The sequence below is a fragment of the Nocardia asteroides genome, from assembly GCF_021183625.1.
GTDB lineage: Bacteria > Actinomycetota > Actinomycetes > Mycobacteriales > Mycobacteriaceae > Nocardia > Nocardia asteroides_A.
This window is the reverse complement of the sequence record NZ_CP089214.1, coordinates 4135562-4150451: the sequence shown is the minus strand read 5'-3', so window position 1 is coordinate 4150451 and position 14890 is coordinate 4135562. Positions and strand designations below refer to the sequence as shown.

The 14890-nt window shown below is 70.6% G+C and carries 15 protein-coding genes, 1 tRNA gene and 1 other RNA gene; 7 read left to right on the top strand and 10 right to left on the bottom strand.

Going from position 1 to position 14890, the window contains the following annotated elements; all coding sequences use genetic code 11:
* Positions 1–2 precede the first annotated feature (2 nt).
* Together LTT61_RS19665 and ffs are read right to left on the bottom strand one after the other, a co-directional pair.
* Entirely contained in the window at positions 3–1292 is a 1290-nt protein-coding gene (locus LTT61_RS19665; RefSeq protein ID WP_233015547.1) for an aminotransferase class I/II-fold pyridoxal phosphate-dependent enzyme, read from the bottom strand.
* A 133-nt stretch (positions 1293–1425) separates the two neighbouring features.
* An RNA gene (ffs, locus tag LTT61_RS19660) (signal recognition particle sRNA small type) lies at positions 1426–1520 on the bottom strand.
* An 83-nt stretch (positions 1521–1603) separates the two neighbouring features.
* On the opposite strand from ffs, the gene LTT61_RS19655 reads away from it, so the two are divergent.
* The 3 genes from LTT61_RS19655 (at position 1604) to LTT61_RS19645 (ending at position 2677) form a co-directional block, all read left to right on the top strand.
* Positions 1604–1688: transfer RNA gene (locus tag LTT61_RS19655), tRNA-Ser, on the top strand.
* Between the two features lie 157 nt (positions 1689–1845).
* Complete coding sequence (locus LTT61_RS19650) at positions 1846–2160, top strand: hypothetical protein (RefSeq protein ID WP_233015546.1); 315 nt, start codon at positions 1846–1848, stop codon at positions 2158–2160.
* 43 nt (positions 2161–2203) lie between these two features.
* On the top strand, positions 2204–2677 hold the full coding sequence (locus LTT61_RS19645) for a GNAT family N-acetyltransferase (RefSeq protein ID WP_233015545.1): 474 nt from the start codon (positions 2204–2206) through the stop codon (positions 2675–2677).
* 182 nt (positions 2678–2859) lie between these two features.
* On the opposite strand, the gene LTT61_RS19640 is transcribed toward LTT61_RS19645, so the two are convergent.
* Positions 2860–4209, bottom strand: coding sequence for a wax ester/triacylglycerol synthase family O-acyltransferase (locus LTT61_RS19640; protein ID WP_233015544.1), 1350 nt, complete (start codon positions 4207–4209; stop codon positions 2860–2862).
* Positions 4210–4328: 119 nt separating this feature from the next.
* On the bottom strand, positions 4329–4514 hold the full coding sequence (locus tag LTT61_RS19635; RefSeq protein WP_420094821.1) for a DUF397 domain-containing protein: 186 nt from the start codon (positions 4512–4514) through the stop codon (positions 4329–4331).
* Between the two features lie 437 nt (positions 4515–4951).
* Here LTT61_RS19635 and LTT61_RS19630 point away from each other — a divergent pair, with 437 nt between their 5' ends.
* Genes LTT61_RS19630 through LTT61_RS19620 form a run of 3 tightly spaced genes read left to right on the top strand, consistent with a single transcriptional unit; the run spans position 4952 to position 7198 of the window.
* On the top strand, positions 4952–5434 hold the full coding sequence (locus tag LTT61_RS19630) for a DUF309 domain-containing protein (protein WP_233015542.1): 483 nt from the start codon (positions 4952–4954) through the stop codon (positions 5432–5434).
* Positions 5431–6432 (top strand): tRNA glutamyl-Q(34) synthetase GluQRS, encoded by a 1002-nt coding sequence (gene gluQRS, locus LTT61_RS19625; RefSeq protein WP_233015541.1) that lies wholly within the window; start codon positions 5431–5433, stop codon positions 6430–6432. Before LTT61_RS19630 ends, gluQRS begins: the two co-directional genes overlap by 4 nt.
* A 46-nt stretch (positions 6433–6478) precedes the next feature.
* Positions 6479–7198, top strand: a complete 720-nt coding sequence (locus LTT61_RS19620) for an RDD family protein (protein ID WP_233015540.1) — start codon at positions 6479–6481, stop codon at positions 7196–7198.
* A 66-nt stretch (positions 7199–7264) separates the two neighbouring features.
* Here LTT61_RS19620 and LTT61_RS19615 read toward each other — a convergent pair whose 3' ends face one another.
* Positions 7265–7852, bottom strand: a complete 588-nt coding sequence (locus tag LTT61_RS19615; protein ID WP_233015539.1) for a DUF4190 domain-containing protein — start codon at positions 7850–7852, stop codon at positions 7265–7267.
* A 29-nt stretch (positions 7853–7881) separates the two neighbouring features.
* Between LTT61_RS19615 and LTT61_RS19610 the strand changes: the two genes are divergently transcribed.
* The gene (locus LTT61_RS19610; RefSeq protein ID WP_233015538.1) at positions 7882–8661 is read left to right on the top strand and encodes a queuosine precursor transporter; all 780 of its coding nucleotides are present in this window, start codon (positions 7882–7884) and stop codon (positions 8659–8661) included.
* A 13-nt stretch (positions 8662–8674) separates the two neighbouring features.
* On the opposite strand, the gene tgt is transcribed toward LTT61_RS19610, so the two are convergent.
* The 5 genes from tgt to LTT61_RS19585 all read right to left on the bottom strand — a co-directional run bounded on the left by tgt (position 8675) and on the right by LTT61_RS19585 (position 14863).
* A complete protein-coding gene (tgt, locus tag LTT61_RS19605; protein WP_233015537.1) occupies positions 8675–9916 on the bottom strand; it encodes a tRNA guanosine(34) transglycosylase Tgt in 1242 nt (413 codons plus the stop codon).
* Positions 9917–9942: 26 nt separating this feature from the next.
* Positions 9943–11850 carry an ABC transporter ATP-binding protein gene (locus LTT61_RS19600; protein WP_233021095.1) on the bottom strand — a complete coding sequence of 636 codons (1908 nt, stop codon included), beginning with the start codon at positions 11848–11850 and terminating at the stop codon, positions 9943–9945.
* 79 nt (positions 11851–11929) lie between these two features.
* Positions 11930–13663 (bottom strand): ABC transporter ATP-binding protein, encoded by a 1734-nt coding sequence (locus LTT61_RS19595; protein ID WP_233015536.1) that lies wholly within the window; start codon positions 13661–13663, stop codon positions 11930–11932.
* A gap of 46 nt (positions 13664–13709) precedes the next feature.
* Positions 13710–14168, bottom strand: a complete 459-nt coding sequence (locus LTT61_RS19590) for an RrF2 family transcriptional regulator (protein WP_233015535.1) — start codon at positions 14166–14168, stop codon at positions 13710–13712.
* A gap of 101 nt (positions 14169–14269) precedes the next feature.
* The gene (locus tag LTT61_RS19585) at positions 14270–14863 is read right to left on the bottom strand and encodes a TetR/AcrR family transcriptional regulator (RefSeq protein WP_233015534.1); all 594 of its coding nucleotides are present in this window, start codon (positions 14861–14863) and stop codon (positions 14270–14272) included.
* Positions 14864–14890: the final 27 nt, after the last annotated feature.

The following is a 14890-nucleotide window of genomic DNA, read 5'->3' as shown; positions in this document are numbered from 1 at the left end:
GCTCAGTTCTCCAGCTGCTTCTCGGTGGCGGCCAGCAGCACGCAGGTGGCCAGCCCCTCCATCGCCTGCTCCAGCTCGGACAGCCCGGGGAAGCTCGGCGCGATCCGGATGTTCCTGTCCTCCGGGTCCTTCTTGTACGGGAACGCGGAACCCGCCGCGGTGAGCGCGATCCCGGCATCCTTCGCCAGCGCGATCACCCTGGCCGCGGTGCCTTCCAGCACGTCGAGGCTGATGAAGTAGCCGCCCCTGGGCTCGGTCCAGGACGCCACCTTCGACGCGCCGAGCCGGTCCTCCAGGATGCGCAGCACCAGCGCGAACTTGGGCTCCAGGATCTCCCTGTGCTTCTGCATGTGCGCCCGCACGCCATCCGCGTCGCCGAAGAAGCGCAGGTGCCGCAGCTGGTTGATCTTGTCCGGGCCGATGCTCTTCTTCCCGGCGTGGGTCAGGTACCACTCCAGATTCGGCGTCGCCGCGCCGAAGAAGCTGACCCCCGCGCCGGCGAAGGTGATCTTGGAGGTGGAGGCGAAGACCAGCGGGCGGTTCGGGTTCCCCGCCGCCGCGGCCAGCCCGAGCACGTCGAGCACCGGCGCCGCGGTGTCGGTGAGCGGGTGCACCGCGTACGCGTTGTCCCAGAGCAGCCGGAAGTCCGGCGCGGCGGTCGGCATCGAGACCAGCGCGCGCGCAACCTCTTCGGAGAAGACGACGCCGCTCGGGTTCGAGTAGTTGGGCACCGCCCAGAGCCCCTTGATCGCCGGGTCGGCCGCGACCAGCTCGGCGATCCGTGCGGTGTCCGGCCCATCCGGGCCGATCGGCACCGGGATCATCTCGACGCCGAGGCTTTCGGTGATCGCGAAGTGCCGGTCGTACCCGGGGCTGGGACACAGGAACTTCACCACGGGCTCGCTCGCCCAGCGCCGCTCGGAATCCGGGGTGCCGTAGAGCATCGCGAAGACCAGCACGTCGTGCATGATCTCCAGGCTCGCGTTGTTGCCCGCGATCAGGTTCGCGACCGGAATGCCGAGCAGCTCACCGAAGATGGCGCGCAGCTCGGGCAGGCCGTGCTGGCCGCCGTAGTTGCGGCAGTCGGTGCCGGAGCCGTCCCGGTAGTCGCCCTCGCCGGGCAGGGTGAGCAGCCGCGCCGAGAGGTCGAGCTGCTCCGGGGCCGGCTTGCCGCGGGTGAGGTCCAGCGTGAGCTTCTCGGTCTGGAGCTTCGCGTAGTTTGCGGCCTGGGTCTCGTGCTCGGACACCAGTTCCTCGGGGCTCATCAAACCGATCTGCGTTTGCCGGGACATCCTGAGCAGCCTTTCAAGCAGCGTGGGGGTGGAAGCGCCGCTCACGTTACTCGAGACCGGCGCCGCGTGGGGTGCCGTTGGCACGGCCGGGAAATGAAGAACGGGCGGCCGGATCGCCGCGCCGGGAAGAGGATTAAGGGGACCCCGCGCACCCGGCAGAGCCCGTTGACCCTTGCTGCCTTCCGGCCCTGGGGGAGTTCACAGGATGCGCGCCGCGCGGGATCCGTCGGCCAGTGTAGCGGCCCGTGCCCGCCGCGACCCAATCCGGGGCGGTTTGGGTGGTCGGCGCCGCGTTCGCTATGCTGCTGCACGGAGGATTCGCCTAGTGGCCTATGGCGCTCGCCTGGAACGCGGGTTGGGTTAACGCCCTCAGGGGTTCAAATCCCCTATCCTCCGCAGCGGCCCGGGCCGGGAACACCAGTTCCCGGCCCGGGCCTTTTCCATGTCACCCCCCGGTTGCCTAAGTGACCGCAAATTCCCCGCCGATTGAGTCTTCCAGCGCGCTCATAACCTGCTAAGTTAATGACAATTCTTCCAGCAGAGGAGCGCAACGATGCGTACAAGCCTTCGTCTCACCGCCGCCTCGGTCGCGGCGGCAGCCCTGGTCGCCACCGCCTCCGGCGCGATGGCGCAGCCGATCGAGCCCGCCCCGGCGCCGGTCGCCGCCGACAGCTACAGCACCGGCTCCTCCGGCGCCGACCACGCCGGTGACGCGCTGCGCACCGGGCAGTACCTGATCCAGCAGGGCAATGTGATCGGTGTCCTCGTGCTGCTCGTCACCACGCCGTTCAAGATCTTCACCAGCGGTGTCTGCGATCTGGCCGCGGGCTCCAGCCTGCCCAACCCGTGCGTGCCGAACGTCTGGTAAATCCGGTTGCCGCGCCGGCGCCGGGTCGGCCAGGCTGGCCCGCGTGCCGGATATCGCGCTGCACCCGCTGACCGAGGCCACGCTGCCCGCGCTGCTCGCCGCCGCGGTCGCCCACGCCGACCCGCTCGAGGTCATGCCGCCGGTAGCGGGTCAACCCGGGTGGACAGCGGAGCGCCGCGCCGCCTTCCTCGCCTTCCACCGGGCGCGCGGACTTGCCGCCGAGCCGGTCGAGCTGACCTTCGTCGTCCTGGAGCAGGCGGCGGTGGTCGGCGCGGCCCGGCTGCGGCCGACCGGCGCCGGTGAATTCGAGACCGGCATCTGGCTCGGCCGCGGCGCGCGCGGTCGCGGGGTCGGCCGCGCGGTGGTCGCGCTGCTGCGGGCCGAGGCGCTGCGCGCCGGGGCGCGGCGCATGGTCGCTACGACGACCCCGGAGAACGCCGCCGCGCGTGCGCTGATGGACGGCGCGAGCGTCCGGGTCGACGGTACGGACGTGCACGGCACCTGGCGCCTCCGCTGATCGCCCCCGCGCTCACATGCGCAACCACCACCCGGCAGCCGTGCCGATCAACCCCGCGCTGACATGCGCGGCGACCCGGCAGCCGCGCTGATCAACCGCGCGCTGACATGCGCGGCCATCGCCCGGCAGCCACGCTGATCAATCCCGCGCCGACATGCGCGGCGACCCGGCAGCCGCGCTGATCAACCCCGGTGCGCGGCGCCGACTTCGGCCACCGCCGCGGCCAGGAGCTCCACGTATCGATCAGGGTCGGGTAGCACCGCCGGGTCGGCGTGCACCGAGAGCGTGACGGTGGCACCGAGGCCGGTCACGCCGTGCGTCAGGTGCATGACGCTCCCCAGCGCGGGAAACCCGGCGGTCCAGCGCACCGCTCCCCCGCCGAAGCGGAGGTCGGCCGGACCGCGGTGCACGCTGGAGACGACGGTGTGCCCGGTGATCTCGCTCGGCACCACAGCCGCCGGGTAGCGCTCGATATCCCGGCGCAGCACCGCGGCAGGCAGCACCGCCGTCACCCGATCCTGCGCCAGGAGCAGCGGGTGCACCGCCCTGGTGCGCCGCGCGGCGAGCTCCGCGGCGATCAGCGCCGAGCGCGCCCGCAACTCCGGCACCCCCGGGTGCAGCTCGACGCCGACGCCGCGGAAATTGTTCCGCCCGCCCGCCCCCGCCGGTATCGCGACCGGCACCTGCGCCCCGAGCCGCCGCACCTCGTGCCCGCGCTCGGCGAGGTACCGGGCGAGCGCCACCGAGACGACGGTCAGCGCCAGCGCGGTGACGGTGCGGTCCGGCGCGCGCAGTTCGCCTGCGGGCAGCACGAGCACCCGCGCGACGTGTCCGGCGGGCAGCGCGGCGGGGTTCAACGGTCCGGGCGGATAGCGGGGGCCGGGCGGCGGGATCTCCCCCGCGGCCGTGCGGGCCGCCAGCTCCCGCCCCGCCCTGGCCGCTCCGATGCCGCGCAGCACCGTCGCCGCCACCCGCCAGGGGTAGAGCCCCACCCCGGTCAGCGCACGCAGCGCTCCGGCCGCGCGCACATCCGCACGTGCAGCGGCGACCGGCTCCTCGGCCCCGAAGAGTTGCCGCGCGAGCCGAGCCGCGCCGCGGCCGTCGGCCAGCGCGTGCGACACCTGTAGCACCGCGACGAGCGCGGATTCGCCGGTGGCACCCGTTCCAGGGACACCGCGTACCCCGCGGAAGACGTGCAGCCGCCACGGAAACTCCGCGGCCTCGACCCGGCTGCCGAGCAGGGCCCCGAGCGCACGCGACACCCCGTGCCAATCGGGATCGGGAATCTCATGTTGCCGGAATTGTTCTGAATGGAATTGTGAGGGCGTCCAGAACGGCTGGTTCAGGTCGGCGGGGGTCCGCCGGAGGCGAACCGAGAGTCCCGGGATGCGCGCGCTGCGGCGGACGATGAATTCGCGCAGTTCCGCGCCGGGGCGCCCGGTATCGGTGAAACAGTAGAGCAGGAAGAGATCGGTGGGGCCGCGCGCCGAGAGCCAGTACATCGTCGCGTCCTGCGCCGCCAGCGATTCCACCGGGGAGAGGTTACCGGTGCCGGTACGGAGTGCCAGCGCGGGCTATCGGCCTCGGGGCGCGCGAAGGCCCCGAGCCCGCCGGCTCGGGGCCATCCATTCCGCTCGAGAATCCGACCGGTTCAGCGGCGGCGGAATTCCGCACCGGGTAGCCCGGATAGGAACGTGTTCCAATCGCCCCGGGCGAACGCCAGTACCGGGCCATGCCCATCGGCCTTGCTGTCCCGGACCGCTACGTTGCCGTCGATCAGGAATGCGACTTCCACACAGTTCCCGTCGGGCCCACTGTAACTACTCTTCCGCCACACAGCGCCGGTTGTATCAACCTCCACGGCACTAGTCTCCTTTGCTGCGTCGAGAACGATAATTCCTGAGTTCGTTCACGGCACCGGGCTTCGCGCATGCGAAAACCCTGGTACGTCAATTAGTTGATGGTGTCGAACATCCCAGTGCGTCGCGAGTGCACTGGTCGCCTAGGTGAGAACCACCTCGATCAGGGCCGGCCCCGTGCTAGACAGTAGCAGGTCCGCCGAAAAATTGCTCACCTCTTACCTATTCGACTGCGTTCCTGCGCCGAAAGGTGCAGTTCGGGATGTTGCGCAACCATTGCCGGGTGCCTCGCACCATTACCAGGCAACGCTTGAAGTCTACATTCCAACACGGCGTGATTTGTTCGTGATCGTTCATTTTTAATCTCGTCGGGTGGCCGAACCGGGCAACCGGGCGCACCGTGGATGATGGACGGATGCACGACCGCGAACGAGATGCCGAGGGCAGGGCGCGCAACGCCAGACCTCGCGACAGCTTCGGCCGGCCGCTGCCGCCGGGGAGCGTCGGGGTGCCGCGGATCCCGGACGACCTGGAGCTCCCGCCGGAGCGCACGCTCGGCTACGCGCAGGAGTTGCTCGACGACGGCCTCGCCTTCAACGCGCACGAGGTGCTGGAGGCGGCCTGGAAGAACGGCCCCTCCGCGGAGGGGCTGCTCTGGCAGGGGCTGGCCCAGCTCGCGGTGGGGTTGACCCACATCCAGCGCGGCAATGCCAAGGGCGCGCGCACGTTGCTGCTCCGCGCCGCCGGGCGGCTCGAGCTGTACGCCCCGGAGCCGGGCGGAGACCACGGGGTCGACCGCGCCGGGCTGATCGAGTACGCCCGCGCGCTGCTCGATCTGCTCGCGGCGGGCGCGACGATCGGCCCGGACGACCTGCGCCCGGCACTGCGCGGCCGATGAGCACACCCGGCCCAGCGCTCCCGACGGGCGCGCCCCAATCCGGCGCAGCACCCCAATCCGGCGCAGCACCCGCGGCGAGCGCGCCCGAACCCGGCGCCGGGCGCTACGCGCCGAGCCCCTCCGGCGACCTGCACCTCGGCAACCTCCGCACCGCCATCCTGGCCTGGCTCTTCGCCCGCTCCACCGGACGCCGCTTCCTGCTGCGCATGGAGGACCTGGACCGGGTCCGCCCCGGCGCCGCGGAGCGCCAGCTCGCGGATCTGCGCGCCATCGGCCTCGACTGGGACGGCGCGGTGATCAGGCAGTCGGAGCGGCTGCCGCGCTACCGCGCCGCCGTCGCGCGGCTCACCGCCGTGGGCCGCACCTACGAATGCTTCTGCACCCGCAGGGAGATCCAGCAGGCGGTGACCGCGCCGCACGCGCCGCAGGGCGCCTACCCCGGCACCTGCCGCGCACTGACCCCTGACCAGCGCGCCGAGTTCCTGGCCGCGGGGCGACCGGCCGCGGTGCGGCTGCGCGCCGAGGTCGCCGAGTTCGAGATCGTCGACGAGCTGCACGGCCGCTACCGCGGGGCGGTGGACGACGTGGTGCTGCTGCGCGGCGACGGCGTCCCCGCCTACAACCTCGCGGTGGTGCTCGACGACGCCGCGCAGGGCATCGACCAGGTGGTGCGCGGCGACGACCTGCTCTCCTCGGCGCCGCGACAGGCGTATCTCGCCACCCTGCTCGGCGTTCCGGTGCCGCGCTACGCACACGTTCCGCTCGTCCTCAACGCGGCGGGGCAGCGGCTGGCCAAGCGCGACGGGGCGGTGACGCTCGCCGATCGCCGTGCGCTCGGCGATTCCGCGGAGCGGGTTTTCGCGCTGCTGGCCGGATCGCTCGGCCTCGCCGGGCGCACTCCGGCCGCTGCGCTGGCCCGATTCGATCCCGCGCGGTTGCCGCGCGATCCCTGGACACTGGACCCGAATAGGTTGTCGCCAGCGAAGGAATGTCCGTAACGTACGCACTCGACCCGATCGACTGATCACGGACGAGGACATACATATGACGAGCGGTGGGTACGACCCCAACCAGTATCCGCAGGGCGGGCAGCAGTACCCGCAGGGCGGCGGCCAGCAATACCCCCAGCAGGGCGGCGGCCAGCAGTACGGCCAGCAGCAGCCCCAGCAGCCCCAGTACGGGCAGGATCCGTACGGCCAGCAGCCGCCCCAGTACGGCCAGCAGCCGCAGTACGGGCAGCAGCCGCAGTACGGGCAGGACCCGTACGGCCAGCAGCAGCAGTACCCGCAGACCGGTCAGCAGTACGGCCAGCAGCCCGGCTACACCGGCCCCGGCCAGCCGGGTGACCTCGGCATCCGCATCGTGGCCCGGATCATCGACAACCTGATCGTCGGCATCCCGGTCGCCATCGTCGCGGCGCTCATCGGCTACGACAACTTCGTCGGGCAGTTCATCGCCGGCCTGCTGATTTCGCTCGCGGGCATCGCCTACTTCGTCGCGCTGGAGACCTCGCAGGGCGCCACGCTCGGCAAGAAGATCTTCGGCCTCAAGGTGCTCGCCCCCGGCGGCGCGGCCAAGATCGACCCGCAGACCTCGGCGAAGCGCAACCTGTTCATGCTCGCCAACGTGATCCCCTGCGTCGGCGGCCTGATCTCGCTCGGCCTGGTCATCTACATCATGGTGACCATCTCGAACGACCCGAACCGGCAGGGCTGGCACGACAAGTTCGCCGGCGGCACCCAGGTCGTCAAGACCGGGCAGTAGCCACAGCCGAACGAAACGAGGGGCGCCCCCACCACCGGTGGGGGCGCCCCTCGCGCGTTTCCCTGGTCAGGCCGACCCGACCAGCACGATCACGAAGTACACGATGGTCAGCACGATGCCGCCGACGCCGATCCAGATGCCCGCCAGCGCCATGTTGCGGCCGTCCTGGCCGTTGCGCTCCTTGATCTGGTTCAGCGCCATGATGCCGAGGACGATGCCGACGATCGAGCCGAGGCAGGTGCAGAGCCCGACCAGCGAGACGATCAGCGAGGCGATGGCGAGCCCGTTGGTGCCCTGGTTCTGCTGGTAGCCGTAGGGCTGGTAGCCGGGCGCGTAACCCTGGTTGCCGTAGTTCGGCTGCGGCTGGCCGTACGGCTGCGCGGCGGGTTGCTGCGGAAAGCTCGGGTACGACTGGCCCGGGTAGGGCTGCTGCGGCTGGCTCTGCTGCGGCTGGCTCTGCGGCTGCCCGTACTGCGGCGGCTGGCCGTACTGCTGCTGGCCGTACTGCTGCTCGGGCTGCTGCGGCGCCGACGGGTATCCGGGCTGGTCGGAGGTCGGGTACTGCGGCGCCGAGCTCTGCGCGCCGGAGTCGGGCGACACGCCCTGGCCGCCGTACTGCTTCCACCACTCGTCGGAATCGCCGGGATTCGTCATGGCTACAGCGTATTCCACGACCTGGTTTGATGAGGCACGTGACCGATTCCACCAAGCTAGACGACCACGACGGGTCTGGGCGCCCCGTGCCCCGCCATGCGGCATTCGCCCAGGCGGCACGGGGCTACTACACCCCGATCGTGGCGCTCTTCGCCACCACCCTGATCATCTCCAACGTCTGCGCCACCAAGGGCGTGGAGTTCTTCGCCGGCTCTTCGCTGATGCTCGGACCGGTGCAGATCCTGCCGATCGCGACCGACGGCGCCTTCTTCCTCTTCCCGCTCGCCTACATCCTCGGCGACGTGCTCAGCGAGGTGTACGGCTTCCGCGCGACCAGGCGCGCCGTGCTCTACGGCTTCACCGCGCTGCTGATCACCGTCGCCTGCTTCGCCATCGCGATCCGGCTGCCCGCCGCGGGCTTCTACGAGAACCAGGAGGCGTTCCGCACCGTCATCGGCACGACGCCGCGGCTGGTGCTCGCCGGGCTGGCCGGCTACCTGGTCGGGCAGCTGCTGAACTCCGCGACGCTGGTGCTGATCAAGGAACGCACCAAGGAGAAGTACCTGTGGGCCCGGTTGATCGGCTCCACCATCGTCGGCGAGTTCGCCGACACCCTGCTCTTCTGCGCCATCGCGGCCGGTGCCATCGGCATCGACACCTGGCAGCAGTTCCTGAACTACCTGGTGGTCGGCTTCCTCTGGAAGACGCTGTGCGAGGTGCTCGTCCTGCCGATCACCTACCGGGTGATCGCCTGGCTGAAGCAGCACGAGGACTACGGGCCGCGCCCCGGCCCCGCCATCGCGGAGTGAGCCGAGGGGCGGCTCAGTTCGTGGCCGCCCTCCCGGTGCCCCACCGGCCGAGCGTCTCCGCGCGGAACTCGTCGTAGTCGCCCGCGAGGATGCCGGCCCGGATCCGGTCGAGCAGCCGCACGGTGAAGCGCTCGTTGTGCACCGTGCAGAGCGTGGAGGCGAGCATCTCCTTGGCCTTGAACAGGTGGTGCAGGTACGCCCGGGTGTAGTGCGCGCAGGTGTAGCAGTCGCACTCGTCGTCGATCGGGGTGAAATCCCGGCGGAACCGGCTGGTGTTGATGTTGTAGCGGCCGTCCGGGTGGTAGACGGCGGCATTGCGCGCGACCCGGGACGGGTTCACGCAGTCGAAGGTGTCGGCGCCGTTCTCCACCGCGGCGAAGAGATCCTCCGGCTCGCTGATGCCGAGCATGTGCCGCGGCCGCTCCTCCGGCAGCTCGTCGCAGCACCAGCCGACGATCGCGCCCAGCTGCGCCTTCTCCAGCGCGCCGCCGATGCCGTACCCGTCGAACCCCGACCCCTCCGCGCCGCGCAGCGCGGCCAGCTCGCGGCACGCCTTGCGCCGCAGGTCCTCGTACTGCGCGCCCTGGATCACGCCGAAGAGCGCCTGGTAGGGCCGGTGCGCGCGCCGCGCGGTGAGCTTCTCGTGCTCGTCGAGGCAGCGCTGCGCCCAGCGGTGCGTGCGGGCCAGCGCCTCCTCCTGGTAGCGGCGGGTGTTCAGCAGCGTTGTCAGCTCGTCGAAGGCGAACATGATGTCGGCGCCGAGCTGGTGCTGGATCCCCATCGAGATCTCGGGGGTGAACCGGTGCGCCGAGCCGTCCAGGTGCGAGCGGAAGGTGACGCCGTCCTCGTCGACGGTGGCGAGCCGCTCCTTTCCGGGCGCGATGACGTCGTCGCTCCGCACGGTGACCGCCTCCATGGCGAGCACCTTCTTGAACCCGGCGCCGAGCGACATCACCTGGAACCCGCCGCTGTCGGTGAAGGTCGGGCCCGGCCAGTTCATGAAGGCGCCGAGCCCGCCCGCCTCGTCCACGATGTCGGGGCCGGGCTGCAGGTAGAGGTGGTAGGCGTTGGCCAGCACCGCCTGCGCGCCAAGCTCGGCCACGGTCTCCGGCAGCACCGCCTTGACCGTCGCCTTGGTGCCGACCGGGACGAAGGCGGGGGTGGCGATCTCGCCGTGCGGGGTCGAGATCACCCCGGCGCGCCCGTGCCGCCCAGGCAGCCTGGCATCGATGCGGAACGAGAAGTCGGCAGCCACGCCGCCCATCCTCGCAGGCGCCCCGGTCACACCTGTGCGGTGGCCGCCGCGAACTGGGCGTTGTAGAGCCGGTAGTAGGCGCCGCGGCGCTCCAGCAGCTCGTGGTGCGTTCCCTGCTCGACGATGGAGCCCTTCTCCATCACCACGATCAGGTCGGCGTCCCTGATGGTGGAGAGCCGGTGCGCGATCACGAAGCTGGTGCGGTCCCGGCGCAGCGCCGCGGTGGCCTGCTGCACCAGCAGCTCGGTGCGGGTGTCGACCGAGCTGGTCGCCTCGTCCAGGATCAGGATGGACGGCTTGGCCAGGAAGGCCCGCGCGATGGTGATGAGCTGCTTCTCGCCCGCGCTCACCCCCGACCCCTCCTCGTCGATCACGGTGTCGTACCCCTCGGGCAGCGCGTGCACGAAGCGGTCGACGTAGGCGTCGCGCGCGGCGGCGAGGATCTCCGCCTCGGTGGCGTGCTCGTTGCCGTAGGCGATGTTCTCCCTGATGGTGCCGCGGAAGAGCCAGGTGTCCTGCAGCACCATGCCCATCCGGGCGCGCAGCGCGTCGCGGGTCATGGCGGTGATGTCGTCGCCGTCGATCCGGATGACGCCGGAGTCGAGCTCGTAGAAGCGCATGAGCAGGTTGACCAGCGTGGTCTTGCCCGCGCCGGTCGGGCCGACGATGGCGACCACGTGGCCGGGCTCGGCCACGAGCGAGAGGTCGTCCAGCACCGGCGTCTCCGGGTCGTACCGGAACGACACGTGCTCGAACTCGACCCGGCCCCGGCCCTCGCCCCGCCCGGCGAACTCCACCGGATCCTTGCCCTGCTCCCCGGCGTCCAGGATCTCGAAGATCCGCTCCGCCGAGGCAACCCCGGACTGCAGCAGGTTCGCCATGGCGCCGATCTGCGTGAGCGGCTGGCTGAACTGGCGCGAGTACTGGATGAAGGCCTGCACGTCGCCGAGCGAGAGGTTGCCCGTCGCCACCCGCAACCCGCCGACCAGCGCGACGAGCACGAAGTTGATGTTCCCGAGGAACATGATCGCCGGCATGATCAGCCCGGAGATGAACTGCGCCTTGAAGCTGGACTGGTAGAGCTGCTCGTTGCGCTTGTCGAACTCCGCGCCCACCTCGGCGACCCGGCCGAAGGCGGTGACGATCTCGTGGCCGGTGTAGGCCTCCTCGACCTGGGCGTTCACGATGCCGGTGTACTTCCACTGGTCCACGAAGTGCGGCTTGGAGCGCTTCGCGATCTGCGCCGTCACCACGACCGCGGCCGGCACGGTGAGCAGCGCGATCACCGCGAGCAGCGGCGAGATCCAGAACATCACGATCAGGATGCCGAGCACCGAGAAGACCGAGGTGAGCAGCTGGCTCATGGTCTGCTGCAGGCTCATCGAGACGTTGTCGACGTCGTTGGTGACCCGGCTCAGCAGGTCGCCGCGCGGCGTGGAGTCGAAGTAGCGCAGCGGGAGCCGGTGGATCTTGTCCTCCACGTCGGCGCGCAGCTGCTTGACGGTCCGGTTGATCACCAGGTTGAGCAGGAAGGCCTGCAGCCAGCCGAAGATCGCCGCGCCGATGTAGAGCGCCAGCACCAGCACCAGGATGCGGCCGACGGCGTCGAAGTCGACGCCGACGCCGGGCACCGCGTTCATCGCGCCGAGCATGTCGGCGAAGGTGCCCTGGCCGCTCGCCCTGACCCCGGCGATCGCCTCGTCCCGCGTGGTGCCGGGCGGGAACGGCAGGTTCTTGCCGACGACGCCGTCGAAGATCAGGTTGGTGGCCTTGCCGAGGATGTACGGCCCGAGCGTGTTCAGCACCACCGACACGGTCACCAGCGTCACGATGACGCCGACCAGCATCCGGTGCGGCCGCAACCGGCCGAGCAACCGCTTCAGCGACGGCTTGAACGACTTCGCCTTGCTCTCCGGCGCCCCCGGCACCGGCATCGGCCTGGTCACCGCGCCTCCTGTGTCATGCGGGACACCCGCACCCGGTCGGCGCAGCGAGCGCGTGCGCGATTGTCTCTCACCGCGCCTCCTGTGCGGAGAGCTGGCTCTCCACGATCTCCCGGTACTCCGGGCAGTCCCGGAGCAGCTCCTCGTGGCTGCCGATCCCGGCCATCTCGCCGTCCTCGAGCACCACGATCTGGTCGGCGTCCCTGATCGTCGTCACCCGCTGGGCCACGATGAGCACCGCCGCGTCGGCGGTCTCCGGGCGCAGCGCCGCGCGCAGCCTGGCGTCGGTGGCGACGTCCAGCGCGGAGAACGAGTCGTCGAAGAGGTAGACCTTCGGCCTGCGCACCAGCGCCCGCGCGATGGCGAGCCGCTGCCGCTGCCCGCCGGAGACAGTCGTGCCGCCCTGCGCGATCGGCGTCGCCAGCCCCTGCGGCATCTCGCGCACGAAATCGGCCGCCTGGGCCACCTCCAGGGCGTGCCAGAGCTCGTCGTCGGTGGCGTCCGGCTTGCCGTAGCGCAGGTTCTCCGCGACCGTCCCGGAGAACAGGTACGCCTTCTGCGGCACCAGCCCGATCCGCTCGCGCAGCTCGCTGAGGTCCAGCTCCCTGACGTCGGTGCCGCCGACCAGCACCGCGCCCGCGGTGACGTCGATGAGCCGCGGGATCAGGTTGACCAGCGTGGTCTTGCCCGAACCGGTGGAGCCGACGACGGCGGTGGTCGTGCCGGGCCCGACCCGGAACCGCACCCGGCACAGCACCGGCTTCTCCGCGCCGGGAAAGGCGAACTCGGCATCGCGCAGCTCGACGGTGGCCGGGTCGCCCCGGAACGGCACCGCCGTCTCCGGCTCCCGCACCGACGACTCGGTGCCGAGCACCGCGCCGATGCGATCGGCCGAGACCGCGGCCCGCGGCGCCATCATGGCCAGGAACGAGGCCATCATGACCGCCATCAGGATCTGCATGATGTAGGAGAGCAGCGCGGTCAGCGAGCCGATCTGCATGGCGCCGGAATCCACCGCGTGCCCACCGAACCAGATCACCCCGACCGCGGTCACATTGCTGATCAGCATGACCGTCGGGAACATCAGCGCCATCAGCCGCCCGACCCGCAGCGAGGCCGCGGTGAGCAGGTCGTTGGCGACCTCGAAGCGCGCGGTCTCCTGCCGCTCCCTGACGAAGGCGCGGACCACCCTGATCCCGGTGATCTGCTCGCGCAGCACCCGGTTCACCTGGTCGATGCGGTCCTGCATCTGCCGGAACCCGGGCACCATGAAGGCCACGATCACGCCCATCGAGATGCCGAGCGCGGGCACCGCGATGAGCAGCAGCCAGGAGAGCCCGAGATCCTCGCGCAGCGCCATGACGATGCCGCCGACGCACATGATCGGCGCCATCACCAGGATGGTCGCCGACATCACGACGAGCAGCTGCACCTGCTGCACGTCGTTGGTGTTCCTGGTGATCAGCGAGGGGGCGCCGAACTGGCCGACCTCGCGCGCGCTGAAGGTGCCGACCCGGTGCACCAGCGCGCCGCGCATGTCGCGCCCCGCGCCCATGGCCGCCTGCGCCGCGAAGTACACCGAGGTCGCGGAGGCCAGGATCTGCACCCCGGAGACGGCCAGCATCCACAGCCCGGTGGTCCAGATGTAGCCGATGTCGCCCTTGGTGACGCCGCCGTCGATCAGATCCGCGTTCAGGCTCGGCAGGTAGAGCATGGCGATGACCGAGATCAGCTGAAGCACCACCACCGCGGCGAGCTGCCTGCGGTAGGGGTGGAGACGGGTGCGAAGCAGTCCGATCAACATGATGTTGTGGAGATTACCGGGTGCCGGGTACGCCGTCGCGAACTTTTCACCGCCGGGCCCAGGCCCCGGGATCAGCTGTCAGCGAAACCACGAAGCCGGGCAGTTCGTCGGCCGCGATATCGGCGATGGAGACGTTCTCCAGCACCGATCTGATGTTGACGCGCAACGCGATCCACACCTGCCGCAGCGGCTCGGCCACGCCCGCGTACTTCACGTTCTCCGGCCGCTGCCCGCGCACCGAGGCGAGCGGGCTCTCCACCGCGCGGATGACGTCGGCCACCGAGATCTCGGCGGCCGGGCGGGCCAGCCGGTATCCGCCGTCCGGGCCGCGGCGGCTGGTCACCAGGTCACCGCGGCGCAGCTCGCCGAGCACCGTCTCCAGCACCTTCGGCGGGATCTGCTGCGCGGTGGCGATGGCATCCGCCTTCACCGACCCCGCCGCCTGGCCGCGCGCGATCTCGAGCAGCGTTCGTACCGCGTAGTCGACCCTCGCGGTGATGTGCACGGCTAAGCTCCTGGATTCGGCATCGTCGTACTCCCGGTATCACGGTGGACACCGGAGAATCTACGCGCTGCGCGGGCCGAATCCGCCCGCGCCGGAACGTCTCACCGATCGGCGATGCCACCGAGCACCGTCACCGCGCAGTCCAGCAGGAGCCGCTCCACCAGCTCCTCGGGGGCGCCGGGGACGTACTCCGCGCTCACCAGCGCCACCGTGATCACCTCCAGCGCCGCGGCGGCGCGCAGCGTGGATTCGTCGGTCGGCGCGGGGCCAGCCAGCCACAGCCGGATCCGCTCGCTGCTGTCGATCCAGTCCGGGTAGCGATCGTGGAGCGCGTTGATGATGGCGACGGTGTCGCGCAGCAGCAGCGCGCCCGCGTGCCGGTGCTGGACGATCCCGCGCAGATAGTCGCGCAGCACGGTGCGCACGTTCGCGCCGGACCAGGCGATGCCATCGACCTTGGCGCCCATCGAGCGCATGTGCTCGATGATCGGATCGATGATCGCGCCTAGCAGATCCTGCTTCGAGGCGTAGTGATAGTAGAGGGATGCCTTGGTGATTCCCACCACATCGGCTACCTCGCGCAGGCTCGTCTGCTCGAAGCCCTTGGCCGAGAAGAGCTCGAGCGCGGCATCGCGAATCGCGTCTTTGGTACTGCCACCTGCGGATATGGCGGCGGCCGGGCTGCGGCTCGGCATGTGTTCGGTCCTTTCCTGCCTGGGTAC